Genomic DNA, 25900 nt, shown 5'->3' on the forward strand with positions numbered 1-25900 from the left:
CCATGGAGAAGCTGTACATCAGCTATGCCGAAACCCGGCGGCTGTACGGCGCGGAAACCTTCAACGCCCTGTCCCGCTTCGTGCGGGAAATTCCGGCGGAACTGATTCAGGAAGTGCGCCTGAAAACCACCGTTACCCGACCCATGGGTTATGGTAAAGGCGATTACGGCCGGGCCAATAACGTCAGCCTGACCGATTCCGGTGAAGACACCGGATTCCACCTGGGCCAGCGGGTCAGCCACGGCGTATTCGGCGAAGGTGTTATCCTCCACTTTGAAGGCCAGGGCGCCCACGCCCGGGTACAGGTCAATTTCGACGATGAAGGCAGCAAGTGGTTGGTGCTGCAATACGCGAAACTGGTTCCAATGTAGGGCAGGCAGGTCCTGCCGAAAGAAAAACATAACAGCGCACAGTGACTATGAACGCAACCTCCAAAAACACAACCTCCAAACCCCGTTGGTCCCCTCTGATCATTCTGCTACTGGTCGCCCTGGTGGCGGCCCTGTTTTCCCTGTTGGTCATGGAAAAGGCCACCGACAACGTGGCGGTCATGGTCGATGGTGAGGTGCAGGAGCAACGTGTGTACCAGTGGCGCATGGTCACCACCTGGCCGAAGGATTTTCCCGGCCTGGGCACCACCGCGCAGGAATTTGCCAATATGGTGGAGGCCATGAGTGGCGGCCGTTTGCAGATCCGCGTGTACGGTGCCGGGGAAATCGTGCCCGCCATGGGCGTGTTTGATGCGGTGTCGGATGGCAGTGCGGAAATGGGCCACGGCGGCAGCTACTATTGGCGTGGCAAAGCCCCCGCCGCACAGTTTTTTACCACCATTCCGTTTGGCATGAACGCTCAGGAAATGAACGCCTGGTTGCACCACGGCGGCGGCCTGGAATTGTGGCGAGAGGTCTACGCGCCCTTCAACATCATTCCCTTTCCCGGCGGCAACACCGGCATTCAGATGGCCGGCTGGTTCAACAAAGAGATTAACAGCATTGAGGACCTGCGCGGGCTGAAAATGCGTATTCCGGGTCTGGCGGGGGATGTGTTCAATCGCGCCGGTGGCAGTTCAGTGAATATCCCCGGCGGCGAACTCTATACCTCATTGCAGACGGGGGTGATCGACGCTGCCGAATGGGTGGGACCGTCCAACGATCAGGCCTTCGGGTTTGATCAGATCGCTCGGTATTACTACTACCCGGGTTGGCAGGAGCCGGGTTCGACGCTGGAGCTGTTGGTCAACAAGCCCGCTTTCGAGGCATTGCCGGATGACCTTCAGGCCATTGTCACCCACGCGGCCCGCGCCGCGAATCAGGATATGCTGGATCAATACACCGCGCGAAATCCTCGCGCGCTGAACGATATGGTGGCGAAAGAGGGGACAGAGCTGCGGCGCTTACCGGACGATGTGATTCAACGCCTATATGATATCTCCAGGGAACTCTTCGAACTGCAGGCCGAGGAAGATCCGCTGTTTCAAAAAGTGTGGGACTCCTATCGGACCTTTTTGGCGGACGTGACCGACTATCACAAAATAACGGAACACACCTATTACGACATTCGCGAGCAGGTAAAAGCGGACGGGGCCGGGTCCGACGGGGAAGAATAATCAACGTATTGGCGCAGGCATAAAAAACAGCGGGGCACAAAGGCCCCGCTGTTTTTTTGGTCAAGGCAAAATCAGGTTTACTGACGAATGCCTTCGATGTGCAGTTCCATGTGGACCACGCGCGATGCCGGGCCCAGATCATAGTCGATGCCAAAGTCTTTCAGGGTCAGCTCAACGTCGCCCTCGAAGCCAACGCGGTAGCCGCCCCAGGGATCTTCACCCTCGCCGACCTTTTCCACTTCGATGGTGATTTCTTTGGTGACACCGTGCAGGGTCAGGTCACCAACGACATCAAACTCTTCGCCATTGTCTTCGACATTTTCAATGCGCTTGCTGACAAACTTGGCTTCGCCGTGTTTGTCGGTGCTCAGGAAATCATCGCTGCGCAGGTGCTTATCCCGTTCCGCGTGATTGCTGTCGATGCTGCTGGTATCGACGGTCACGGTGATTTTGCTGTCTTCGACCTTGTCGGCGTCGTAGCTGAAGCTGCCTTCGAAGTCGTTAAATCGACCGGTCAGCCAGCTGTAGCCCAGGTGCTGAATTTTGAAGTTGATGGCGGCGTGTGCGCCTTCGGTGTCGATCACATAATCGGCGGCCACTGCCGGAACGCTGGCCAAACCAATACTGCTCAGAGTCAATGCGGCTAACGTCTTTTTCATGGTCTTACTCCTTAACGGTTGAGAAACAAAAGTGGCTTACGGTTTGGGGTCGGATTTACCAGGGCGAAGCATACGCAGCAGGGTCCGATCCCGGATCACAAAATGGTGCCAAAGCGCCGCGCCGGCGTGGGCGAGCGCCAGAAGAATCAGCAGCCAGGCGGCGATCTCATGGATTTCTCCAACCAGATCGACGCCATCAGAACTCAACTGCCAGGTGGCGGGCACACTGAACAGATCAAAAAAATCCGCGGGATCGCCCTTGGCGGTATTGATCAGATAGCCGGTCACGACCATCACCAGCATCAACAGATACAGGAGATGTTTCATTGCAGCTGCCCCGAGGCGGATCTTACGACTGTGGTTGGGCAGCGGCTGTGGCTTACCCCGCTGACTGACCCGCCAGCCGATTCGCACAATCAACAGCATGGCCAGCAACAGTCCGAGACTGACATGCAGTTTGGGGAGTTCGTGATAGCCCTTGTCGTAGTACGTCAGGTCCACCATGTAGAATCCAATGCCAAAAATGGCGATCACCAACAGAGCGGACAGCCAGTGCACGGTGATGGACAACCAACCGTAGCGTTGAGCATCGTCTTTTATCATGGACCTGTCTTCCTTCAACTGTATTTGCGAACCCATCGGGTCATTAAAAGCTAGCAGAATACTGTAAAGGTAGCGGTTAAGATTTGTTAGTAAAGTCGTGTAAGTACGGGATTTTGGCGGGGTCGAGCAGGCGCGACTGTAAAGCCGCGCGCTTCTGGGAGGACGGTTATTTGGGCACCGGCCGGGTCCGGCCATTGTCGTCGATGGCGACATAAACAAATTCGCCCTCAGTCACTTTGGTCATGTCGCGATTACCGCACTCCTTGATCCAGACTTCGATCAGGGTGCGGATGGAGGTGCGCCCGACATCCAGTGTGCTGGCATAAACACTGACGGTTGCTCCTACGGGTACCGGCCGCAAGAACACCATACTGCCCACGGCCACCGTAGTGACCCGGCCCTTGGCCACTTCCTGAGCGAGAATCGCACCACCCAGATCCATTTGGGTCATCAACCAGCCGCCAAAAATATCGCCATAGGGATTGGTGTCGGCGGGCATGGACAGGGTTTGCAGGGTCAGTTCACCGTGGGGGGTGGGATCCTCATCAATGCCTTGCATGGCCATGAACTCAGTACCTCGAATAATTCAGTAATGGAATGCTGATTTTACAGGGATAGTTGCTGCGGTAGCCAGGTGGCAAGCCCCGGCCACAGCGCCAGAGCACAGAGTACCAGCAATTGCAGCACAATAAACGGAATCACGCCACGATACAGGGCACTGGTGGCGACCGAGGCGGGCGCCACCCCACGCAGGTAGAACAGGGCGAAGCCAAACGGCGGGGTCAGGAAAGAAGTCTGCAGGTTGAGGGCAATCATGATCCCCAGCCAGATGGGGTCGACCCCCATGGCCAGCAGCACCGGGCCCACAATGGGGACGACCACAAAGGTGATTTCAATAAAATCGAGAATAAAGCCCAGCAGAAAAATGATCACCATCACCACCAGCATGGCGGTGAACACCCCGCCCGGCAATTGATGGAAGAAGCCTTCCACCAGTTCTTCCCCGCCGAAACCCCGGAAAACCAGGGAGAACAGCGAGGCGCCAATCAGGATGGTGAAAATCATGGCACTGGTCATGGTGGTGCTGCGGGCCACCTCTTTGAGCCGGGCGAGGTCGAGCTTGCCTTTGAGCAGGGCCAGTAGCGCGGCGCCGAGTGCGCCCACGCCGGCGGCTTCGGTCGGTGTCGCAATACCCAACAGGATAGAGCCCAGTACCAGAATGATCAGCGCCGATACGGGCACCAGGCTGAGCCACAGACGACCGGTGGAAATCCGCTCCTCACTCGGTGCGGCGGGCGCGAGCGTGGGCCGCCACCGGGCGACCAGAAGCATGTACAGCAGATAGAGGCTGACCAGTACCAGTCCAGGGATCAGCGCGCCGACAAACAGGTCCCCCACCGAAAGCGTCTCCGGGCTGAATACCCCCTGAGAGAGTTGGGCCCGCTGGTAGGCATTGGACAGGACGTCACCGAGCAATACCAGGGCGATGGAGGGCGGGATGATCTGCCCGAGGGTGCCCGTGGCGCAGATGGTGCCTGCGGCGAGCGACGGGTGATAGCCCTGGCGCAACATGGTGGGCAGCGAAATCAGGCCCATGGTCACCACGGTGGCGCCCACGATACCGGTACTGGCGGCGAGGAGCGCACCCACAATGATGACCGACAGGCCCAGTCCGCCGGGCAGGCTTCGGCAGGCGCGGCTCATATTTTCCAGAAGCTCTTCCGCTAGCCGGGATTTTTCCAGCAGGGTGCCCATAAAGACGAACAGGGGCACAGCCACCAGGGTGTAATTGGCCATGATGCCGTAGATGCGGCTGGGAAAAGTGCGCAACAGGTTGGGCTCAAAGACGCCGGTCACGATGCCGAACCCGGCAAACACCAGGGCCACACCGGCCAGGGTAAAGGCCACCGGATAGCCGAGCATCAATACCGCGCAGACCGCGGCGAACATCAGCAGTGGAATCAGCTCGATCAGCATTCCTCCTCCCCGGCCGCATCGGTTGGCGCGCTGTCGGGGGCCGGATAGCCCATCAGTCGCAAGAGATTGCGCAGGACTTCTGCGACCGCTTGCAGCACTAGCGTCACCGCCAGTAGAGGAATCAGGCTCTTTAGCAGATAAACCCAGGGCAGGCCGCCGGAGTCGGCCGAGACTTCCCGGATGCGCCAGGCGCTGCGCACGAAGTCCTGGCTGATCCAGCCAATAAAAATCGCCAGGGGGATCAGAAACACCAGGCTGCCCAGGGCATCCACCCAGGCGCGCCCCTCGGGGCTGAAGCGACGATAGAGAATATCGACCCGTACCTGCTTGTGGTGCTTGAGCGCATAGCCCGCCCCGAGCATGAACAGCGCGGCGTGCATATAGGTGACAGACTCCTGTAGTGCCACCGAGCCTTGTCCCAGGCCGTAGCGCAGCAATACGACGGTGCAGGTAATGACGACCATGACCGGGGCGAGCCAGGCGACGGTGCGCCCGAGCCCTTCGGTGCAGGCGTCAAGCGCGCGGATCAGCGCACGAACGGCGGCCAGTGGCTTAGGAGTCTGGGTGTCTTCGGGCATTATGATTATGGAGTCTGGGTGCTTCGAAGCGCGCAGTATACCGAATTAGGGAGCCGGGGTGAGCCCGACTCCCGGTGTTCCGGACGGTCAGGACCCGGCCTGCACGCCCAACTGCGAGAGCTTGCTCTGCGCGGCTTCACCCAGCTCGCCGCCGCCGGAGGCCACTTCACGGTAGTAACTCACGGCCGCTTCGCGATCGCCTCGCTGTTGGGCCAGCTCACCCAGGTGGTAACTGCCAAGCTGGGTCGGCAGCAGCTGGCGACTCTGCTCCAGATCCGCCCGCGCCTGGCGGGTGTTGTTCTGCTGTTTATGCAGCAGACCCCGGTAGACCAGCGGGCGGAAGAACTCCGGGTTGGCCGCGATGGAGCGGTCAAAGGCGGCAATGGCCTCGCCGGGCTGCTTTTTCTGCATTAACAACTGCCCTTTCAGCTCCCAGAACAGGTTTTCTTTGGGCTGGTGGTCAATGGCCTGCTCCACTAAGGCCAGAGCGCGGTCATACTGTTTTTCAGATGCGGCTTTCTGGGCCTGCTGATATTGCTCGTAGGCGGGCTGATCGCGCCGCAACTGCGCCATGGCCCGATCGAAGGCCGCCTTGTTGCGCACGCCCCCACCGTACTGCTCGGCCAGCGCCTTATTGGCGTTCACCCGCTCCTGAGACGGGGGGTGGCTGGCGAACAGCCCGTCCAGCCAGTTGCTCTGCCGACCTTCCGACAGTCGAACGAACGTCTGTTGTAGCTCTACGGCGGCCTGGGGGTCGTAGCCGGCTTCCACCATGTACTGGATGCCATAGCGGTCCGATTCCAGCTCGTGGCTGCGGCTGTACTTGGCCTGCCAGGCCATGGCGCCCACTCCAACTGCACCCATGGCCAGCCCGGCATACTCGGAATCGGACTGCGAAGCGGCCACTCCGGCGGCTAGCATTCCGGCCTGCAACAGCACATTGCGCGTTTGCTGCGAGGCGCTGTGGCGTGCGGCGGCATGGACAATTTCGTGGCCGAGCACCGACGCCAGTTGAGCCTCGTCCTCAAGTTCCACCAACAGCCCCCGGTTAATCGCCATCTTGCCGCCGGGCAGAGCCCAGGCGTTGGGGACCCCGTTATTCAGCACCACGATTTCATAGGGCAGGCCGGGACGATCGCTGACCCCCGCGAGCTTGTCCATGACCTGGCTGACGTAGAGCCCCAATTCGGGGTCGACGACGTAACGGCCCCCCTGGGATTGCTGGCTCGGCTGATAGTTTTCGGCGCCGATCGCCAGCTCCTGATCGGCGGACATCAGGGTCAGTTGACGCTCCCCGGTGACCGGATTGACGGAACAGGCCGTGGCGCCCAGTATCAGGCCAGTGACGGCCAGCAGAGACAGACAGCGTTTCATGAGAGAGGTCCTCCAGTGACGGCATGGGCCCATCGGGTTCAATGGGCTCAGTGTGTATAATGTTGCCCTTTATAGCAGGGGGACCCGAATGAAGAAAGCGTTGCGCACCATCGAATTATTTGCCGGTACCCGGCCGGACGGCCAGCCGATTGTGGAACAGTTGCCGGTCAATGAACTGGAATCCGGCGACCTGCAGCTGGTGCGCTCCCCCGCTTTTGCCCAGGGCATTGCCAGCGGCGACACCGTGCGGCTGCTACCCCAGACCCAGGAAATCGAGCTGGTGCGGCGCAGCGGCAATCTCAGTCTGCGGGTGTTCACCAAGGGCGATATGGCGCCCATTGCCGATGCGCTGGTGCCGGCGCTGGAAAAGCTCGGGGGTGAGCTGGATCTGCACAATGATCGTATGCTGGTGATCTCCATCCACGTCAGCTGCGGGTTTGAAACCATCGAAAAGCTCATGAACGAGGTATTGGGCAAAGACCCGGACAGTACCTGGATGTACGGCAATGTGTACGACCCGACCGATGGCTCGACGCCGCTGAACTGGTGGCAGGATGTGTTGAAGCCAGAGTAATGAAGCCAGAGTAATGAAGCTAAAGCAGTGAAGCCAAAGTAGTCCGCTGGAGCCGCAAAACGGCAGCACATGCCTGCCCTTACTAAACCGCCTTACCGACAGTGAGCGTTTGCGTTATGTTGATGTTGCTATCCCCCGCCAAGACCCTGGATTTCGAAACCGCGCCGGTCACCGACAAAGCGACCCAACCGGATTTTCTGGACCAGTCCCGGGAGTTGATTGGCGTCCTCAGAGATCTGGCGCCCCAGGACATCTCCAGCCTGATGAGCCTCAGCGACAAGCTCGGTCAGCTCAACTACGACCGCTACCAACAGTGGCACACACCCTTCACCTCGAGCAACGCCAAACAGGCGGCCCTGGCGTTCAAGGGGGACGTGTACACCGGCCTGAATGCCGAGCAATTCAAGGCCGGCGATTTCACCTTTGCCCAGAAACATCTGCGCATCCTGTCCGGACTCTACGGGCTGCTCCGCCCGCTCGATCTGATTCAGCCCTATCGCCTGGAGATGGGCACCAAGCTGGCGAATCCGCGCGGTGACAACCTTTACCAATTCTGGGGCGAGCGCTTGACCCAGGCCATCAACGAGCAACTCGCTACCCTGAAGAACCCGGTGGTGGTGAATCTCGCCTCCAATGAGTATTTCAAATCGGTCCAGCCGAAGCGGCTCTCGGCGCCGCTGATCACGCCGGTCTTCAAGGACTGGAAAAGCGGTCAGTACAAGATCATCAGTTTTTACGCCAAGAAGGCCCGCGGAATGATGGCGGCCTACGCGATTCAGAACCGCATCCAGGATGTCGAGGCGCTGAAGGCGTTTGATGTTGACGGCTATGCTTACAACGAAACTCTGTCCAAGGGTCTCGAGTGGGTATTTACTCGCGATAGCGCATAAAAACAATGTTCGAAACAACAAAATGATCTTAACGCGCCCTTACATCCTTTCGCAGGGCGCGTAAAATTGAATCCAGAGTCGGGACACTCGCGCCGTCCAGCGGTTTTACCTGCGGCTTGAAGCCACCTGTTAACCAAAGGAAGTGACCCTTGTCTGTCAGCCAGCCCGCACTCAGTCGCGCTCTGCACCACTTGTCCCAAGTGGCACCGGTGTCTTACCGGCGCATTTTTGCGGGTATCGGGCTCTATCATCAGCAGCACCTGTTCGCGATCATGGCGGACGATCGGCTCTACTTCCGGGTCGACGACGCCTCGCGCCAGCCCTACCTTGACCGGGCGATGCCCGCCCTTCAGCCGCGCGGCGCCGGTTCTTCCGTCAGTCATTTCTACCAACTGCCCGACGTGGTCCTTGAAGACTCCTCCGAACTGTTGTTCTGGATGCGGGCCGCGGTAGAGGCCAGCCAGGCGCCACTGCCGGAGCCGGCTTACGTAACCGCCCCCACGCAATCGCCCGTACGCCGCTTTTCTGCCGGCTGAGCATTCCCCATTGGCGTCATAATCGGCTACCCTTACTCATTATTGGGCATGTTCGGCCGATACCCGTCCTGTCGGTATGCCAAAAAACAACGTGAGAGTGACTGAATGGCAATTCGCATTCTGGTGGTCGATGACGCCAGCTTCATCCGCGATATGGTGAAAAAACAGCTCCGTGAACGCATTCCCGGGGTGGAGGTGTTCGAAGCGGTGGATGGCAATCGGGCGCTGGCGGCGATGAAAAACCAGACGATGGATCTGATTCTGTCGGACTGGGAAATGCCCAACATGAGCGGCGAAGAGTTGTTGCGCACGGTCCGCCAGCAGGCCGAAGGGGGCGATGTGCCCTTCGTCATGGTCGCCAGCCGGGGCGATCGAAACCATGTGGTGGCGGCCGTCGAGGCCGGTGCTTCGGATTATCTGGTCAAACCCTTTACCCCGGAAGAGCTTCTGCGCAAGGTGACCAAGCAGTTGGCGCGCGTGGGCAAAGTCCCGAAAGCCGGTGCTCACAGCGCGGCCCAGGGGGTCGCGGCGCACTCGGTCAATGTGCTGACCGGCGGTGCAGCGCGCTCCCCGAAACCGGAATCCCGGCCATCCTCCTCTTCAACCAAGAAACTCAAGGGTCGGGCCCAGTTGCGGCTCGGCAACCGAGGTGAGGGGTTGCGCTGTGTGCTGCGGGAGCTGTCTCCCGATGCCTTGACCGGATTGATTCAGCGTACCGATGCCCTGCCCCGCCTGTTTGACGCCGTGGTGGTGGATATCGAATCCGATGAGGGCGAGGCACCGTCGCAACTCAATGGCTATATACACAGCCTTCAGGCGGCCGAGGCCAATCCCGATACCCAGGTGGTTCGGGTGACGGTGCGGTTCGTCGACCAGGACGAAGAAAAGCAATCCGCTCTGAAACGCTACCTGGAGCGGTTATAACATCGGAATGGAGGTTATCCCTTCCGGCAATAACGATAATGATGAGTAGCAGTATGATATGGCGGTTTGATCCTCTTCCGGAAGACAGTGTGCCCCTGATGGCCGAGCATAATCCGGGTCTGGTGCTTCTGGCGGTACTTCTGGCGATTCTGGCCGCCTCGACCTTGTTGCCGGTTCTGGAGCGCTGCCGTTCCGCCGCTTCGCTCCGCTCGGGCTGGGGCTGGGTGTTGGCCGGTGCCCTGGCCATGGGTTGCGGCGTCTGGGCGATGCATTTCACCGCGATGCTGGCGCACCGTCTGCCGGTGGCGGTGACCTACTCGCCCGGTATCACCTTCCTGTCGATGGTGCCGATTGTGCTCGGCGCCGCTGGCACCCTGCTCTGTGCCCGCCTGCCCCTGCCCAGAAAACACCGCCTCTGGATCGCGGCCCTGTCGCTCGGATTGGGTGTGGGTGCCATGCACTATGTGGGCATGGAGGCCCTGATGGCGGCGGTCAGCATGCATTACCGACCGAGCCTGTTTGTGCTCTCTCTGGTGGTCGCAGTCGGGGTCGCCTGGCTGGGGCTGGGCAGTAATATCTGGTTGCTGCGGCATGTGCGCCGAATCTGGGCCTATTTGATTGGCGCGACCATTCTTGGCCTGGCGGTGTCCGCCATGCACTATGTGGCCATGGCCGCCACGGAGTTTGTGCCCAGTTCGCAGGGCGAAGTCATTGGTCTGGCCATGGACTATCAGGTGTTGAGCATTCTGGTGTCGGTGGCGGTGACCATCATCATCGCGCTGCTCTTCCTCGCGGTTCTGCTCGATCGTCGGTTCAGTCTGATCAGCGCGTCCCTGAGCAGCAGCGAAAAGCGTTTCGAGCTGCTGGCGCAAACCAGCGAGAGCGGCATTTTTACCTGCGAGCAGTCGTTCGACTACATCAATCCGGCAATGAGTGTCATCACCGGCTACAGCGAGGGCGAGCTGTACCAGATGCCGGTGTCCGATCTGCTTGGTTTTGATCCCGATCTGGAATTCACCGCCCGTGCTCAGGATGAGCATCTGTACCGGGAAACCTTTGTTACCACCAAGCAGGGTCATCACCGGTGGCTGTATGTGACGCTGGGGCGCCTGCAGAGTGGTGCCAGGGGATATCTGGGTAGCGCCTTTGACATTACCGAGCGCAAACAGATGGAGCAGGAGCTTCGCTACCTGGCATTCAATGACCCCTTGACGGACCTACCCAACCGCAAGTTTTTTATGAACCGGCTGAGCGCCTTGGTCAATGAGTGGGCCCAACGGCCTCGCTCGGACTCGATGACGCCGCCTTTCGCCGTGATGTTTGTGGACGTCAATCGGTTCAAACTGATCAATGACAACTTTGGTATGAGCAAGGGCGACCAGTTGCTCAAGGTCATCGCCCGGCGAATCAAGTCGGCTCTGCCCCGGTCGGGATTGGTTTCCCGGGTCGGCGGAGACGAGTTTGCAGTTTTGTTTGAGGGCGCTCCCCAGGTTCAGTTGATTGAGCGGGATGCGGAGCGGTTGCACCAGGCCTTTGAGCAGCCGTTTCGGCTGGGGGAGCAGGAGTTCTTTCTCTCTCTGAGTGTGGGTATTGCTCTGTTTCATCCCCGCTATCGCGACGCCGAAGCACTCTACCGGGATGCGACCCTCGCCAAAGAGCGGGCCAAACAGCAGGGCCAGACCCGCAGCTGTGTGTTTGATGCGGTCATGCACCAGAGCGCCCAGGGGCGTCTGGCTCTGGAGCGGGACCTGCGTCAGGCGCTGAAAGACGAGGCGTTTGAACTGTTGTATCAACCGATCGTCCGCTTGCCGGACGGTGAGTTGACCGGGTTCGAAGCCCTGATCCGCTGGCGCAAACCCGATGGTTCCCGCGTCTTTCCCGGCGAGTTTATCGCCCTGGCCGAGGAGACTGGCCTGATCAATCCTCTCGGCGATTGGGTCCTGCGTGAGGCCTGTCGGCAGATCGGGCAATGGCAACGGAACGAGGGGGCGGAGCAGGATTTCTATATCAGCGTGAACCTGTCCAGTGTGCAGTTTTTCCAGGCGAACCTGATCGAGACGGTACGCTCGGCCATGAGTGAGCACAGCGTCCAGCCCGGTCAGCTGAAGCTGGAGCTGACCGAGGGTATTCTGGTGGATGACAACCCGCAGATCGTGGACCGGATGCGTCAGCTTCTCGCCATGGGCTGCGGCATCATGGTGGATGATTTTGGCACCGGCTACTCGTCGCTGAGTTATCTGCAGCGATTTCCGCTGGAGGTGCTCAAGATCGACCAGAGCTTTACCGCCAAGATCAAGGAAAGCACCGGCCTGCACCTGGTGCGGGCCATCATTTCCATGGCCCATGCACTGGAGCTGGGGGTGATCGCCGAGGGAATCGAAAGCGAAGACGTCGCGCACTGCCTGGCGGGGCTTGGTTGCGAGCTGGGGCAAGGCTATTACTTTGCGCGCCCGCTGTCCGCCGATCAGGCCGGTCGTTGCTTTGAATCACCTCAGGCAGCGATCGGCGCGCATCAGAAGGGCCACCACTGAGTGGGCAGTTGGTCTTTCTGAATCAGGGCGGCGATATCCATACTCAGTGCGACCCCGGCATGGACCAGCACACCGCCCCAGATTGAGCGCGAGCGCAGCGCCAGTATACCCAGAAACAGGCCAAACAGGATGGCCCCGGTGGCTTCCAGCCAGAGCTTGGGGAAGTGGATCATCAGGTAGGGTACGCACATGATCCAGATCGCATTGGCCCCGAGTGCGGGCTGCACCGCCCGCAGCATGTAACCCCGGAAAAAGAATTCCAGCACCACGAACTGGGTCATATAGAGCGCTTCCCAGGCCAGAAAATCCAGCCAACTGCGCCCCGCGTGGGGGTAGAAGGGGTAGTGATTGACGAAATCTTCCCCCTGACTCACCAGAACCACAAACACCAGAATCGGGCTCAGCAGTAGCAGGTAACCCCGCCAATGCCGATGGGTTTCGCCCCAGCGCCAGCCAAAATCGCTCACCCGCTCGCGCCACAGGTATCGGATCACCAACGCCGGAATCAACAGAAAACAGATCAGGTGCCATCCGGTCCACCAGGCATAGCCCAGCAGATGTCGCCACTGGGACTGAAGCAGATCGTTGGTGTAGTGGTCGCCTGGCAGGGACTGCAACTGCGCCAGCCAACCGAGCAGCTCGTACAGCAGGTAGGAGTTCTTCGCGTAGTGCAGAATCAGCAGGCAGACACTGACGCTGGCGAGGGTAACGAACACTCGGCGCAGGGCCCGGGGGCGGCTCAGTTGGTAGGCGTCAGGGCTCTGATCGATTTCGTCCAGGCAGTCGAGAATACGGCCGGGATGCAGAAACGGTCGGGACCTTGTGAGAGACGGTTGAGGCATGGGGTGGCTCGACGAATCCGTGGCAAAGAGGCGCTATTTAACCTGATTTAGGCGCCGGTTGCGAACCTCATTGCCGGCCCGTCTGCCGGTACGGGAGGTGTGCCCGGGCCGCGTCGAGATAGCCCAATACCTCCTCACGCTCGCGCGCCACAAAGTGTTGCACCGCCTCCTGAAAGGCCGGCTCCACCAGCTGATGAAACGAGGTGGTCAGCCGGGGCTCGAAGCCCCGGGCCAGCTTGTGCTCGCCCTGGGCGCCACCGTCAAAGCGCGCCAGTCCTCGTTCCAGGACAAAATCCAGCCCCTGATAGTAGCAGGTTTCAAAGTGCAGAAATTCAAATTCCGCCCGACAGCCCCAGTAGCGGCCATACAGGGTGTTGCGGTCGAACAGGAACAGGGCGGCGGCAATTGTTTCCTCCCCCAGCCGAGCCTGCACCATCAGGGTCTGCTCGGGCATCCGCTCACCCAGTTGGCGGAAAAACGCCGGGGTCAGATAGCCGCCGTGGCCACTGCGCTTGAGGTAAGTCAGTTGGTACAAGCCATAAAACAGCGTCCAGTCTTCGTCCTGAATGTCCGCTCCGACTTTCCATTGAAAGTGAAAGCCCTGGTCGGCGACCTGGCGACGTTCCTTGCGCAGGTTCTTGCGTTTGCGGGAGCTGAGCTGGCCGAGAAAATCTTCAAAATCCCGATACTGGCGGTTTATCCAGTGGAACTGGCAGCCGGTGCGCTCCGCCAACCCGGCTGGCCGCAGCGCCTCGGCCTGCGTCTCGTCGGGAAACAGGCAGTGCCAACCCGAGGCGCCCAGGGTCCGGGTTTGCTGCTGCAGGGCGGCGATGGCCGCGGGCCAATACTGGGCCTCCTGCCCCGCCGCCAGCAGCCGCGGGCCCGTGCAGGGGGTAAATGGAATGGCGCTGATCAGTTTCGGGTAATAGTCCAGCCCGTGCTCGGCGTAGGCCTGGGCCCAACCCCAGTCGAACACGTATTCGCCGTAGGAGTGATCCTTGCGGTACACCGGCATCGCCGCCCTGAGGTCGCCCTGGTCGTCGCGTAACAGCAGGTGCTGAGGTTGCCACCCGGTGTCCGCTCCGACGCTGCCGCTGTCTTCCAGTGCCGCCAGGAAGGCGTGCCGGGTAAAGGGGTAATCCGATGGGCAGAGGCGGTCCCAGTCCTCGGGACTGACGGCGTCAATGCGATCGATGAACTCTGGGGTCATGGCGGTGCCTGTCGGGCCTGTTGCAGCAGAATCGGGGCTTCCACCTGGCGGTAGTAGTCGGTGAACAGCTCGAGAAAGCGGTATACGACCTCCCGGGCATAACGGTTCTCCGAGTTGGACAGAAACACCAGCCCGAGCTGCAGCTCCCGGTTGAACAGCACCTCGGTACGGGTGCCCTGCACCCAACCCCCATGGTGGACGAACTGGCGGTGCTCGCCAAAATCGAATACTCGCCAACCCAGGCCGTAGTGAATGTTGCGCAGCTCGGGGTGGGCCCGATAATGCGCCTGACGGTAACTGGTGGCAACCCGGGGGCTGTGCAACTGGTCGAGCACTTCGTGGGGCAGCACGTCGGGGCGCTGTCCCAGCTGGGCGCGGACCCACAGAGCCATATCGGCAATACTGGCATTGGCGCCGGCCGCCGGCGCCACATTGTAGTAGTTCCGGTCGGGTTCTACGGGTGCCCAGCGGCCGCGCCGTTTGATATGGGGCGTGGCCCGGTTGGAGTTGCTGGTAAACGCCCGCCAACCGAAGGAAGCGGTTTTCATGCCCAGTGGTTGAAACAGGCGTCTGCGGGTGAAGTCTTCGTAGCGCTCGCCGGTCGCCGCCATCAGAAGGTCCCCTACCAGGCTGAAGGCCACGTTCTGGTAGCTGTAGCAGGTGGATGGTGGGCAGATGAAGGCCACCTCGTCCAGCCGCCCGATCACCTTCTGGTAGGGCACATTGGCTTCGATCAGGTTGGTGTAGGCCTGGGGCATCAGTCCGGTGGTGTGGGACAGAAGGCTTTGCAGGGTGATTTTATCCCGGTAGTCCGGGTTTTTGACATCCAGCGGGAGAAACTGACTGACCGGCGTCTGCCATTGCAGGGCCCGGTCGTTCACGGCGACCCCGGCAGCGGTACCGGCGATGGTTTTGGATACCGAGGCGAGGCGAAACAGTGTGTCCCGGTTAATTGGCTCGTTCCCGCCGACCTTGCGCACACCGTAGCCACGTAGCAGTTCGATCTGCCCGTTGGCAATGATGGCCAGTGCCGCGCCCGGAATATGGGGCATCACCTCTTCCACTACGTACTGTTCGGTGGCCTGAACAAAATCGACCGGGCGATGCGCCAGGTCATTATCGGCCCCTGCCAGAGAGGACAGCAAAAGAACGGGCAACGCACGGACAAGGGGCGCTCGGAGAGTCGCCTTAAGGGAACACAATACAGCCATGATCACAGGTGGAATCAACAATCGATACTCAAAACGGCCACAGGATAAACGCAGTTGGCGCGAAATACACCAAAAAACACCTCGCCTACCGGCGTTAGTTTTTAGAGCAGGCCGTCATTTGGTGTGTTTTTCGCGCCAATGGTTCCGGGCAGTTTGGTGAGATTTGTCTCACCGCGCATCAAAGGGTCTTGAGATACTCCACCAGCGCCCAGCGCTCGGCCTCGGTCAAGGTATCGGTGCCGTATTCGTGACCCGTGTTTCGGTCTCCAAGCCGGTGCGTGGTCTGGGTGAAACCCTCGTAGCCTTCGGTGCGAAAGCCCACTTTGACCGGATCGAACTCCCGGCTGCCCACCTGAAAGACCTCAGGGCGATAGGCCCCCTCTTCCGGGTCACCCTCCTCCCGTGCCGGCAGTAGCAGGTCGTACAGCGTGGGCACTGAGCCATTGTGCAGATAGGGCGCCGTGGCCCAGATGCCGTTCAGGGATCGGCCCTTGTAGGCCAGCAGCGACTGGTAGGGGCGAGCCGTGGTATCCGGCCGATAGTCCCCCGCCTTGACGCTGTATTTGACGTCATTATCAAACCAGGACAGCCCCAGCACATAAAACCAGTCCAGGGTGCGCCGGAGTGGGCCTTTGTCGGCATCGGGGGTGGAAACCGCGCCTTTGGTTACCGAGGTGAGGATCTGCACGGCGGGCGCGGTCGCCTCCAGGACCAGAGGGCCTACGGTTGTGTTCTGGTAGGTATTCTCGAAGTTTCCCGACTTTCCCTGATAATTTACGCTGTTTTCCGCCGCCTTTGGGTCAGTCTTCAGTATCTCGATATCTGTCATTTCGGCCACCACCAGACGGTCCCAGGCGGAGCGGTCGATGACCTGGTGGCAGCTCTGACAGTGCTGGGCATAGAGGCGCTTGCCCAGGGCGGCTTGCTCCCGGTTGATTTCGCCCAGTATGTCCTCCGGCCATTGCGGCGAGGTAAGGCGACCGAGGTGAGCCTCCAGGCGCTGGAGGTTGACCAGATCAATGCTGGAAGTGAAGGCGATGCGCTCCCGTTTGTTGCTCTGACCGGTTAGGTGTCCGGACAGACTGAAGCCGGGCTCTTTCACTTCCCAGTCCAATTTGGCAAAGACCCCGATCACTTCCCCGACGTTGCGCCCCAGGGGCCCCAGGTCGGCGTTATTGGCCAGTCCGTTCCACTGCAGGTAATCGGAGTGGGTGATGTCCCACAGGAACGGATAACTGACCGGCGCATTCGGCTCGTTAAGCAGCTGGTTTCGCAAGCGCAACAGGTTGCGCTGGGACAATCCGGGAAGCCCTTCGTCGCTCGACTGCAGGCGGCTTACGATGCGGGTGAAGGCCGTATCATCGATCAGGGTGGGCTCGATACCTGCCAGAACCCGGTCCACCTCGGCTTCGGTGAGCAGCAGCTCGCCGGTGGGTCCTTCGGCGGCGAGCAATAGATCCCGCATCTGTTCCCGGTTGACCACGTGGCGCAGCACCCGATTGTAGATTCGGCCAAAGGCATCCAGGCGACCGTAACCGTAGCGGATATGGCTGTGATTGATGGTGTTGTACATGCGGATCTGTTCGGTCCACTGGGCCAGGTCCGCCTCGACGGCCTCGGGCGAGCGATAGTCATTGTCCCGCTGTAGGACTCGATCAATAAACCGTTCCCGTTTGGCGGGAATATCCCGGGCCGCCGACAGCGCCTTTTCCAGTCCGTGCAGGAAGCCGTCCATATCCGCCAGGGCGGGGCCGCCGTCGATGCGGATGGCCTGGCCCTGATAGTTCACCTGGCCGGTGTGGCAGGCCGCACAGGTAAAGCCCAAATAGTCTTTGCCCTGGTAACTGTCCTTGGCAAACCCCACCGGTAGACCGTCGGGATTGAAGAAGGTGGGTTTCTGGGGCAGGTAGCGGTAGCGGTCCATGTTGTGGTCCGAGCGGAACAGCTCCTCCGAGGCGGGCTGCTCGAGGGCCACGAACAGGTCATAGGGCAGCAGGGCCGAACCCTGGGTGGTGTTGTAGTACCAGAGGGTGTCGGCCGGGCTCCAGCCCTGGTCCAGGTAGATGGGCGTCGAGTAGCTTTCCCCGAAGGCCCCGTCTTCCAGCGCGATGGCGCCCCGGTCCGGATCCCGATCCAGGTGTTGATAAATCTTTCCGGAAATGAAGGTGAGGCTGAGCCCGATCACCACGGCGACAACAATGCCGAGGATGAGTTTCAGACGATAACGAAGCGCGAGTAGCACGACAAACGCGAGCCGCAGCAGTGCCGGCAGAGGCATGACAAACTCCTTTAAGCGGTGATAGGTTCCCTACTTCTTGATGTAAACCTATTATTATTCGATCTGGTTGCCCGGTATTATGCCTTTCCCCGTCGCGACTGCAAGTCAGTGCGTTGGCTCGGGTTCTTTGGGCAGCGGCAGGTCCGGGAGCCGTTCGGTGGTCAACAGCAGCCCCTGCTGGTAGTACTCGGTGCTCTTTTTGTGTTCTCCCATATGGGCCAACAGACGAGCCAGCTCGGCACAGGTTTCCGGGTGCTTGTGCAGGGTCAGGCTGCTCTGAAAGTAATCCCGGGCTTTGCCCCACAGCTGATTGCGCAGGCTCAGGCGGCCGAGGGTGAGCATCAGCAGGGCATCGGCGGGGCGCTTCTTCAGCCAGCTTTCGGCGGTGATCAGCTGTTGTCCGGCATCGCTGGCCCGAATCAGGCCATAGAGCCGAACCAGCTCGGGGGACCAGTGTTTTTCCAGGGTTTTGCGCACCTGGGCTTCTGCTTCGACGTGCAGGTCGTTGTCCACCAATTGCTGTGCGTACAACAGCGCCACATCGGGTTGTTTGCGCACCGCGCTGGGGATGTCTTTCCAGGTGCCCACCAGGGCCTCGCGCGCCCGCTCCGGGCCGAGCCCACGGACCCGCTGCCCGGCCTGCTCGAGTAGGGCCCGGTGCAGCTGGCTGGAGAGTGCTTCAAGCGCGGCTTCGTTCTGGTTGCCGTACGCACGGAGACTGGGCATCAACTGCTTGAGCGATTCCCAGTCGTGCAGGGCGATATACACCTGGCGCAACAGGTCGAGTACCACGGGATGTTGGGGGGCTTTGCGTTTGACCCGCTCCAGGGTGGCCAGGCACTGCTCGTAGCGTCGGCTCATCAGCTGCATACGCGCCTGGGTCAGGGCGACCGCCAGCTCGCTGTTGGTGCTGCTCTGCTCGGCCTTGTGCAGCAATTCCAGAGCGGTGTGATTATCGCCCTGCTCAAAGGCGCAGCGGGCCGCGGCCAGATAATTGATCAGCGGCGTCCCGGATTTGGGCGCCGCGCGCAGCAGTTTGCGCTGGGCCTGTTTCCAGTTCCCCTCGATGAAGCTGACCAGGCCGCTGGCGGTGCGCCGTTGGGCCCGGGCGCTGGTGCCAGAAAACAGCCGTTCGGTGACGGCCTGCCCCGCCCTGATGCTGCCCCGAAACAGCCGCAATACCAGCCAGATCAATCCCAGCCCTCCGAGCAACAACATCAACGCCAGCCAGAAGCTCATTTCCACACTGGTGTTGCCCAGCGCTATCAGAACATAGCCGCTGTCGGCCTGAATGGCGCTCAGCGTCAGCGCGCCGAGCAACATCGCGACAATCAGAATCAGCAGCGTCCGTTTCATGAGTCGGACTCCTCACCCGGCGCGCGCTGAAAGTCCGGGGACAGCCGGTGTTGTTGCTCGATGTGTACCTCGAGCAGCTTCAGGGCGTCATTGAGGTCCGGCAGCTCGGGAGCGATATCGACGGCGGCCAGCTCGCGCAGGCTGGACAGGGCCGATTCGGTCTGGGGATTGAGGGCGTAGTGTTGTTCGAGCCAGTCGGCCGCGCGGGTGAGGCTGGATTGATAGAGCTCGGTCTGCTCCCGCAACAGCGCCGCCTGGGCCTGCTCCAACATCAACTGCAGTTGCTGGCGCAGAATGAACTGCTCGCGCGGGTCAGCCAGGGAGGCAATGGGCTGATCATGATGGCGAATCCGGATATGGCCACTGATACGCTCGACCAGGCGGGCGAAACTCTGTTTGATGGTTGCCCAGGGTCCGGTGTTGGCTTCAGCCGACGCTTCATCGGGGACGGTGTTGTCGGGTGTGCTGCGCATGGGTTCCACCAGTGGCAGCGTGGGTACCTGTTCGTTCAGGGCCAATAACCGCAGGTACAGACCCTCCCGATCCACCTGATCGGCGAGCTTCAGGGCCTGGATGTCCCGCGCCAGGGCCCGGCGGATCGGCAGCAGGTCCGCATCGCCCAGGTCGCGCAGAATGGCATCGGTGGTTTCCGCCAGGGCGAGTGCATTGCGGCTGTCCCGCTCCAGTACCAGGCGCTGGTTGGCCAGGCGCAGCAGGTACTCGGCCTCGGCCAGCTTCCAGTCCTCCCGGTCGGTGCTGGCGATGGCGCTCAGGCGGCGGTCCACCCGGTTCAGGCGCTGCTCCATCTGGCTGATGATCTCGGCCTGGCCTCGCTGGGCGCTTTGCACATCGGCTCGCAAATCGCTGCTGAGCTGACCGGGCAACTGGTCGAGGGCGCGGTCCTGCTGACGGAGGGCCTGGGATTGCTCGGCCAGGCGCTGCTGCAGCGCTGTCACCTGCTCGCGCTGCTGTTCCAGATCCTGCCAGACCCACCAGACGCCGTATCCAGCGGCCAGGGGCAGGCCGACGCAGATCAACACCAGCAGCAACCAGCCCCATCGGTGCGCACGGCCGCTTTTGTTGGCCGGTGTTTTCTTGCTGGGGCGTTTGGGGGTGCCCTTGTCCGCCCTGTCACTGGTGGTGTCCGCCGGTGTCTTGTCGGCGGGGGGCGTGGATTCCTGGGTGGTGTCGTTGGTCTGGTCGTTATCAGTCACAGTCGTGGGTTCCGTCTGTCTGCAAAAGGGTCGGGTCGATGGCGGCGCGTTCAAGGGCGGCCAGCATACCCGGGTCGGTGGCGTTTTCAGCGGTCAGCACGCGGGTATAGCCCAGCGCGCGCGCCTGCTGGGCAACCCGCTCCCCGGGCACCAGCAGTGTCCCTCGGGCCAGGCGCCGAGCCTGGTCGGAAGGCAGTGCCCGGCGGACCTGATGAAAGTTTTCCAGGGTCTCACCACTGTGTAAGGCCACCATCAGGGGTGTTTCGTTCAGTTCCACCAGCGCCTGGTTCAGCTGTGTGGCGGCGTCATCCGGGCACTGGCGTTGGTATAACTCACAGTAATCCACCCGGGCACCGCGCTCACGCAGTGTCTCGGCCAGCACGCCCCGGCCGCCCACGCCGCGGAAGATCACAATGCGCTCGCCCGCCACGGATTGCAATTCGGGGGCCGCCAGCAGGGCCTCACTGTTCATGGCGCCGTCCGACTGCCAGGCGGTCACCGGTACGCCATAGGCTTCCAGCGCCCTGCCGGTGCGTTCGCCGACCCCGTAATACTCGATCCGGATGGGCAACTGCGGCCAGTAATCCTCCAGCCATTCAAACGCATAGGCGACGGCGTTCTGGCTGACGAAAATCGCTTTCTGGTAGAGGTCGAAATCCAGTATGCACTGTTTGATCGCCTGCTTCGCCTCGGGCGTCGAGACCGGGCTCAGCGTCAGCAGGGGGGCGACCACCGCGTGAGCGCCCCGCGCCCTGAGTGTGTCCGCCCAGGCCTCGGCCTGGGCTTCGGGCCGGGTGACCAGCACCTGCAGGCCGGTCAGCGTGTCCGCTCCGGCGCTCCGGGTCACTTCAGCTCCCGTCCGTACACGTCCGCCAGAATCCGGTCGGCGCCCGCCGCCAGCAGCCGCTCGGCCAGCGCAATGCCCATCGCCTCACCCTCGGCGACCGGGCCACGAATCTCATCGTAGAGCATTTCCGTGCCGTCCGGTGAGCCCACGAGACCGCGCAACCACAGCCCCTCATCACTGGGTATAGCATAGCAGGCAATGGGCACCTGGCAGCCGCCTTCCAGGCGCCGGTTCATGGCCCGCTCCGCCAATACCAGCTCTGCGGTGGGCTCGTGGTGCAGGGGGGCGATCAGCTCAATGGTGCGCAAATCCTCGGTGCGGCACTCAATGCCCACGGCGCCCTGCCCGCCCGCGGGCAGGGACTCCTCCGGGGCGATGCGGCTGCGAATCCGCTCCTTCAGCTCCAGACGCACCAGGCCAGCGGTGGCCAGGACAATGGCGTCGTACTCGCCGTCGTCGAGCTTGCGCAGGCGGGTCTGCACGTTGCCGCGAAGAAACTTGACCTCCAGGTCCGGCCGGGCGGCCAGAATCTGGCACTGCCGGCGCAGGCTGGAGGTGCCCACCACGGTGCCGCCGGGCATATCGCTGAGCTGGTCGTAGCGGTTGGAAACAAAAGCATCGCGCGGATCTTCCCGCGGGCAGATGACCGGCAGGCCGAGCCCCTCCGGGAACTCCATGGGCACATCTTTCATGGAGTGCACTGCGATATCCGCCTCGCCACTGGTAATCGCGTGCTCCAACTCTTTTACAAACAGCCCTTTGCCGCCCACTTTGGCCAGGGGCACATCCAGAATCTTGTCACCCCGGCTGACCAGGGGCACCAGCTCCACGGTCAGCCCCGGGTGGTGGCGCTCCAGCTCGGCCTTGACGTATTCGGCCTGCCAGAGTGCGAGCAGGGATTTGCGGGTGGCGATGCGTAGGGTCTCGGACATAATTCATCCCGTTGCGAGTGCGTGTCAGTGCGGGATGATACCAGACCAGGTGAGAGAAAAAGTGGGCATGATTACAGCGATTATCCTTAGTTAGGTTGTTTGCTTTCCTGGAGCGCCGCGGTATCGTCATGGTTCGTTCATTCGCTGTGGGAGTGATATGAGGTGTGACATGAATTACCACAAAATGGTGCCACCTGACGAAAACCAGCCGATGGATTGGTCCATGGAAAGTATCATTCAGGCATTGGAGTCAGACCGCTTAGCTGGCAGCCTGTCTTCCAAGGTGAGTAACGCCGCTATCCGTTATGGCGTAGATCCGGAGGATTCGACCAGATTGTTGGCCTATAGTAATGAGGGCACGCAAGTAATTTCGGACCAGTGATTACTCACTTTTCGAGCGTTCAGCGCGGGCGTTGGCAGAGGGAAAACAGAAGGAGTCGTTGTGCAAAAGGCAGCTATTGGAGTGTCATTGGCGTTGGGTATTATGGGCACGATCTATTTGTATCTTGATCTGTCTTCCGAAGACACATTGCCGGAAGGATCAGCTATTGATAGCCCCGAAGAAGACAGGTCGCGTTCGGTAAACTCTCCCGATATTCAAGCTGAAGAGGCCATCTGGCAAAAGCTGGGTGATCGTCTGGCGGGGCGTATGGCATCGTCGGGCTCAGATGAGTTGCCGCTGAGTCCGCCAGACGAAGCCTCGGAACCAGTATTTGATACCCGTGCCGATTGGTTGGCTGCGGCAGGGGTTACAGCCGAGGATGATGCGGAAGCGCGCCAGTGGGCGTTCGACCGTGGCTTTGAGACGCACTCTCTCGGGTATGAATTTTACGATCATGAAACGCTAAAGTCTCTCGCAGACGCCGGGGACATTTTTGCCATACAACGGCTTGCCGAGCACGCGGCATGGAAAGAGGGCCAGCTGGAAAAAGCGGCGGTTCTCTATCGCGAAGCGGCTGTTCGTGGTTCGGTCGTGGCGGTCGATCGAATGGCGGGAAATGAGGTGGCCATGGCGCAGCGAGCGAACGTGAGTGATCGGCGCGATAGCACGAAACGCCATCTCATTAATGCTCTTGCCTGGACCGCAGTACTGAGGCGTCGTGTGGGCGACCTGCCCATGCCGGGTTTGAGAGAGGATTTCATACTCTCGCAATTGGAACGGTTTGAGGTGACTTTGAATGACGCGGATTTGAACTCCATCGACGTTCAATCACAAGCCCTGTTCCAAGACCTAATGCAGACTCGAGCTGAGCTGGGATTTGACGAATTTGATAATTCAATATCCGTCTTGTACAAAAAACTCAAACGCCATGGGCTGGAAGATGCAGCGATAAGAAACCCCTAGATTTTCTGAAGCAGCTCCTTCAACGCGCTGGCATGTCGCCGGCTCACCGGCGGCCGATGGTCGGTATCCGCCAGACGCACCTGATAGTGTCCTTCATTGTCCCGCTCCATGGCCTGGATGTGATTGACCGACACCAGCACGCTGCGGTGGGTGCGCAGAAAGCGATCGCCGAAGGCCTCTTCCAGCTCCTTCAAGGTGTCGTCCAGCAGGTGCTCGCCGCGGTCGTGATAGACGGTGACGTACTTCTGGTCGGCCATAAAATAGCGCACGCTATCGAGGGGAATCAGCTCGACGCCGCGGGGTGTTTTAGCGCTGATATGGCTGCGTTCTTTACCTGCCGGGTGACGGCCCTGCTGGGCCCGCTTCTGAAGCTTGTTGGGCGTGCGGGCTTTTTCCAGCACTTCCAGTAACTGTTCGGCGCGCACGGGTTTGAGCAGATAGCCCACAGCCTGGGTTCCGAAGGCATCCAGGGCATACTCGTCGAAGGCGGTGCAGAAGATGACCGCCGGTGGGTCCTCGAGCTCGCCGATCCGGTGGGCGGCGGTGACGCCGTCGTCGCCCGGCATGCGGACATCCAGCAGGACCACATCCGGGTCGTGGTGGGCAATGGCGGTCAGAGCCGAGGCGCTGTCGCCGGCCTGGGCCACCACGGAATAGCCGTCCAACTGGTCGACCATGCGAGCCAGTCGCTCGCGGGCCAGGGGTTCATCGTCGACAATCAGGACATCCATGGGTCACTCCGTCGGGTAAGTGATGATCAGGTTAAACCTACCGCCTTCGCGGCGCTCGGACAAGCGCGCCGCCGGGCCAAAGTGCGCCTGCAGTCGGTGGCGGACATTATCCAGCGCCATGCGGTTGGTCTGCCGGGCCTGCTCCGGGTGGCGGTCGGCAGGTAGGGGGTTATCGATCCGGATCGCCACCTGGTTGCCGGAGCGGGCGATCTGGATCTGGATGTCGCCCCCCTCCGGCCTCGGCTCGATGCCATGGAAAACGGCGTTTTCCAACAGCGGTTGTAGCAACAGGGCGGGAATGGGCGTGCTCTCTGGCAGCTCGTCCAGATGCCAATCCACGCGCAACCGGTCTCCCAGGCGCAGTTGCTCCATGGCCAGGTAGCCCCGGCACAGCGCCAACTCCCGGTTCAGGGGAATCAACGCCGGTTCGGCCAGGCTGGCGCGAAACAGGCCGGCCAGATCCTCCACCGCCCGTTCGGCCCGGTCCGGCGCCGTGGCAATCAGACTGGCGATGCTGTTGAGGCTGTTGAACAGAAAATGAGGGCGAATGCGCGATTGCAGGGCCTGAATCCGGGCGCTCAACTCGGCCTGCTGTTGGTTGCGCAGCTGCTGCTGCAGATACAGGTAACGCAAGCCGATGCCCGCCAGAATGGCGGCGGCCAGCAGATTTTCCGCCAGTTGCCAGCCGTCGAGCCGAAGCTCGGCACCCAGAAAGGCCTGCAAGAGCCACTGCCCGAGCAGGGAGAAAATGACCGTCACGGCCAGCACCAGCCCGTAGCTGAGAGCGCCGGCCCGCACTGGGGTACAGCGGTTCAGGCGTGGTTGCAGGCGGCACAGCAGAACCGCGCTAACCAGCACGATCCACTGCACCAGAAAGGAGTACAGGGCGATGGAATCCCAACTGAGCTGGGCCAAGCCCCGGTTGATCATGGCCAGCAACACCGCCAGCAGCTCCGCCACCAACACCAGCAGCAGCACCGCCTGGGGTGCACACAGGTTGGGCAGGAAGCTTGTGCTCTCGCCGGGGGCGGGTCTGGCTGTTGGGTTATCCGTCAAAGTAGGCCTCGATTACGTTATACTGTGCGCCTTTCGTGCCGCTATCCTACGCGTTTTGCGCACCCTGAGGCGATTTACGCGCCCGATTTGTGAACCAATTATTATCTACGTCCAATTACAGCGAGTGTCTTCATGAGCCAGAGTGATCAAAACACCGAGTCGACCAACCAGTCCTGGGGCGGTCGCTTCTCCGAGCCCACCGATGCTTTTGTGGAGCGTTTTACCGCCTCCGTCGGTTTTGATTATCGCCTCTACGCTCAGGACATCAAGGGCTCCATCGCCCATGCCACCATGCTCGCCAAGGTCGGGGTGCTGACCGAAGCTGAGCGGGACCTGATTATTGAAGGCCTCGAAGGTGTACGCGCCGATATCGAAGCGGGCAAATTTGAGTGGTCCGTGAGCCTGGAAGATGTGCATATGAACATCGAGGCGGCCCTGACCAAGCGCATTGGCATCGCCGGCAAAAAGCTGCACACCGGCCGTTCGCGCAATGATCAGGTGGCCACCGACATTCGCCTTTACCTGCGCGATGCCATTGATGTGATCAGCGGCGAGCTGAGCCGTCTGCAGACCGGCCTGCTGGATCTGGCCGAGCGCGAAGCCGACACCATCATGCCCGGTTTCAC

General features: G+C 60.9%; 25 protein-coding genes and 1 pseudogene. 10 read left to right on the forward strand and 16 right to left on the reverse strand.

What is annotated here, in order from left to right; translation table 11 throughout:
- Both uvrD and B3187_RS12100 read left to right on the forward strand, forming a co-directional pair.
- Positions 1 to 371, forward strand: a pseudogene (gene uvrD / locus B3187_RS12095) (DNA helicase II); the annotation flags it as partial.
- 47 nt (positions 372 to 418) lie between these two features.
- Positions 419 to 1606 (forward strand): TRAP transporter substrate-binding protein, encoded by a 1188-nt coding sequence (locus B3187_RS12100; protein ID WP_286806708.1) that lies wholly within the window; start codon positions 419 to 421, stop codon positions 1604 to 1606.
- A gap of 77 nt (positions 1607 to 1683) precedes the next feature.
- Here B3187_RS12100 and B3187_RS12105 read toward each other — a convergent pair whose 3' ends face one another.
- The 6 genes from B3187_RS12105 to B3187_RS12130 form a co-directional block, all read right to left on the reverse strand.
- A complete protein-coding gene (locus B3187_RS12105) occupies positions 1684 to 2265 on the reverse strand; it encodes a YceI family protein (RefSeq protein ID WP_286806709.1) in 582 nt (193 codons plus the stop codon).
- Positions 2266 to 2301: 36 nt separating this feature from the next.
- Positions 2302 to 2868 carry a cytochrome b gene (locus B3187_RS12110; protein WP_286806710.1) on the reverse strand — a complete coding sequence of 189 codons (567 nt, stop codon included), beginning with the start codon at positions 2866 to 2868 and terminating at the stop codon, positions 2302 to 2304.
- Positions 2869 to 3034: 166 nt separating this feature from the next.
- Complete coding sequence (locus B3187_RS12115; protein WP_024461744.1) at positions 3035 to 3427, reverse strand: acyl-CoA thioesterase; 393 nt, start codon at positions 3425 to 3427, stop codon at positions 3035 to 3037.
- 47 nt (positions 3428 to 3474) lie between these two features.
- Positions 3475 to 4842, reverse strand: coding sequence for a TRAP transporter large permease (locus B3187_RS12120; protein ID WP_286806745.1), 1368 nt, complete (start codon positions 4840 to 4842; stop codon positions 3475 to 3477).
- Positions 4839 to 5423 carry a TRAP transporter small permease subunit gene (locus B3187_RS12125; protein ID WP_286806711.1) on the reverse strand — a complete coding sequence of 195 codons (585 nt, stop codon included), beginning with the start codon at positions 5421 to 5423 and terminating at the stop codon, positions 4839 to 4841. Before B3187_RS12125 ends, B3187_RS12120 begins: the two co-directional genes overlap by 4 nt.
- An 87-nt stretch (positions 5424 to 5510) precedes the next feature.
- Entirely contained in the window at positions 5511 to 6797 is a 1287-nt protein-coding gene (locus B3187_RS12130) for a M48 family metalloprotease (protein ID WP_286806712.1), read from the reverse strand.
- A gap of 88 nt (positions 6798 to 6885) precedes the next feature.
- On the opposite strand from B3187_RS12130, the gene B3187_RS12135 reads away from it, so the two are divergent.
- The 5 genes from B3187_RS12135 (at position 6886) to B3187_RS12155 (ending at position 12252) form a co-directional block, all read left to right on the forward strand.
- The gene (locus B3187_RS12135) at positions 6886 to 7371 is read left to right on the forward strand and encodes a DUF4265 domain-containing protein (protein WP_123638731.1); all 486 of its coding nucleotides are present in this window, start codon (positions 6886 to 6888) and stop codon (positions 7369 to 7371) included.
- A gap of 116 nt (positions 7372 to 7487) precedes the next feature.
- On the forward strand, positions 7488 to 8261 hold the full coding sequence (yaaA, locus tag B3187_RS12140) for a peroxide stress protein YaaA (RefSeq protein WP_286806715.1): 774 nt from the start codon (positions 7488 to 7490) through the stop codon (positions 8259 to 8261).
- A 149-nt stretch (positions 8262 to 8410) separates the two neighbouring features.
- A complete protein-coding gene (locus tag B3187_RS12145; RefSeq protein ID WP_123638729.1) occupies positions 8411 to 8797 on the forward strand; it encodes a TfoX/Sxy family protein in 387 nt (128 codons plus the stop codon).
- Between the two features lie 105 nt (positions 8798 to 8902).
- Positions 8903 to 9721, forward strand: coding sequence for a response regulator (locus B3187_RS12150; protein WP_286806717.1), 819 nt, complete (start codon positions 8903 to 8905; stop codon positions 9719 to 9721).
- A 53-nt stretch (positions 9722 to 9774) separates the two neighbouring features.
- Positions 9775 to 12252 (forward strand): EAL domain-containing protein, encoded by a 2478-nt coding sequence (locus B3187_RS12155; protein WP_286806719.1) that lies wholly within the window; start codon positions 9775 to 9777, stop codon positions 12250 to 12252.
- Here the strand turns inward: B3187_RS12155 and B3187_RS12160 are convergent.
- From B3187_RS12160 to hemC, 8 genes are all read right to left on the reverse strand, one after another.
- On the reverse strand, positions 12234 to 13094 hold the full coding sequence (locus B3187_RS12160) for a CPBP family intramembrane glutamic endopeptidase (protein ID WP_123638726.1): 861 nt from the start codon (positions 13092 to 13094) through the stop codon (positions 12234 to 12236). The genes B3187_RS12155 and B3187_RS12160 overlap by 19 nt on opposite strands.
- A gap of 67 nt (positions 13095 to 13161) precedes the next feature.
- On the reverse strand, positions 13162 to 14304 hold the full coding sequence (locus B3187_RS12165) for a GNAT family N-acetyltransferase (protein ID WP_286806722.1): 1143 nt from the start codon (positions 14302 to 14304) through the stop codon (positions 13162 to 13164).
- Positions 14301 to 15461, reverse strand: coding sequence for a serine hydrolase domain-containing protein (locus tag B3187_RS12170; protein ID WP_286806724.1), 1161 nt, complete (start codon positions 15459 to 15461; stop codon positions 14301 to 14303). Before B3187_RS12170 ends, B3187_RS12165 begins: the two co-directional genes overlap by 4 nt.
- Positions 15462 to 15693: 232 nt before the next feature.
- Entirely contained in the window at positions 15694 to 17793 is a 2100-nt protein-coding gene (locus tag B3187_RS12175) for a di-heme-cytochrome C peroxidase (RefSeq protein WP_286806726.1), read from the reverse strand.
- A 105-nt stretch (positions 17794 to 17898) separates the two neighbouring features.
- On the reverse strand, positions 17899 to 19149 hold the full coding sequence (locus B3187_RS12180) for a heme biosynthesis HemY N-terminal domain-containing protein (protein ID WP_286806727.1): 1251 nt from the start codon (positions 19147 to 19149) through the stop codon (positions 17899 to 17901).
- Positions 19146 to 20363, reverse strand: a complete 1218-nt coding sequence (locus B3187_RS12185; protein ID WP_286806729.1) for a uroporphyrinogen-III C-methyltransferase — start codon at positions 20361 to 20363, stop codon at positions 19146 to 19148. The genes B3187_RS12180 and B3187_RS12185 overlap by 4 nt, the downstream gene beginning before the upstream one ends.
- Complete coding sequence (locus B3187_RS12190) at positions 20356 to 21210, reverse strand: uroporphyrinogen-III synthase (RefSeq protein WP_286806730.1); 855 nt, start codon at positions 21208 to 21210, stop codon at positions 20356 to 20358. The genes B3187_RS12185 and B3187_RS12190 overlap by 8 nt, the downstream gene beginning before the upstream one ends.
- Positions 21207 to 22142, reverse strand: coding sequence for a hydroxymethylbilane synthase (hemC, locus tag B3187_RS12195; RefSeq protein ID WP_286806731.1), 936 nt, complete (start codon positions 22140 to 22142; stop codon positions 21207 to 21209). The genes B3187_RS12190 and hemC overlap by 4 nt, the downstream gene beginning before the upstream one ends.
- A 169-nt stretch (positions 22143 to 22311) precedes the next feature.
- Between hemC and B3187_RS12200 the strand changes: the two genes are divergently transcribed.
- The gene (locus B3187_RS12200) at positions 22312 to 22524 is read left to right on the forward strand and encodes a hypothetical protein (RefSeq protein ID WP_286806733.1); all 213 of its coding nucleotides are present in this window, start codon (positions 22312 to 22314) and stop codon (positions 22522 to 22524) included.
- A gap of 60 nt (positions 22525 to 22584) precedes the next feature.
- Positions 22585 to 23487, forward strand: a complete 903-nt coding sequence (locus tag B3187_RS12205) for a hypothetical protein (protein ID WP_286806735.1) — start codon at positions 22585 to 22587, stop codon at positions 23485 to 23487.
- Here B3187_RS12205 and B3187_RS12210 read toward each other — a convergent pair.
- A complete protein-coding gene (locus tag B3187_RS12210; RefSeq protein ID WP_286806737.1) occupies positions 23484 to 24218 on the reverse strand; it encodes a LytR/AlgR family response regulator transcription factor in 735 nt (244 codons plus the stop codon). The two genes, B3187_RS12205 and B3187_RS12210, sit on opposite strands and share 4 nt — an antisense overlap.
- A gap of 3 nt (positions 24219 to 24221) precedes the next feature.
- On the reverse strand, positions 24222 to 25274 hold the full coding sequence (locus B3187_RS12215) for a sensor histidine kinase (protein ID WP_286806739.1): 1053 nt from the start codon (positions 25272 to 25274) through the stop codon (positions 24222 to 24224).
- Between the two features lie 132 nt (positions 25275 to 25406).
- On the opposite strand from B3187_RS12215, the gene B3187_RS12220 reads away from it, so the two are divergent.
- The coding region (locus tag B3187_RS12220) for a lyase family protein (protein WP_286806741.1) at positions 25407 to 25900 on the forward strand (494 nt) is incomplete at its 3' end.

This window comes from Marinimicrobium sp. UBA4209 (assembly GCF_002381585.1).
Lineage (GTDB): Bacteria > Pseudomonadota > Gammaproteobacteria > Pseudomonadales > Cellvibrionaceae > Marinimicrobium > Marinimicrobium koreense.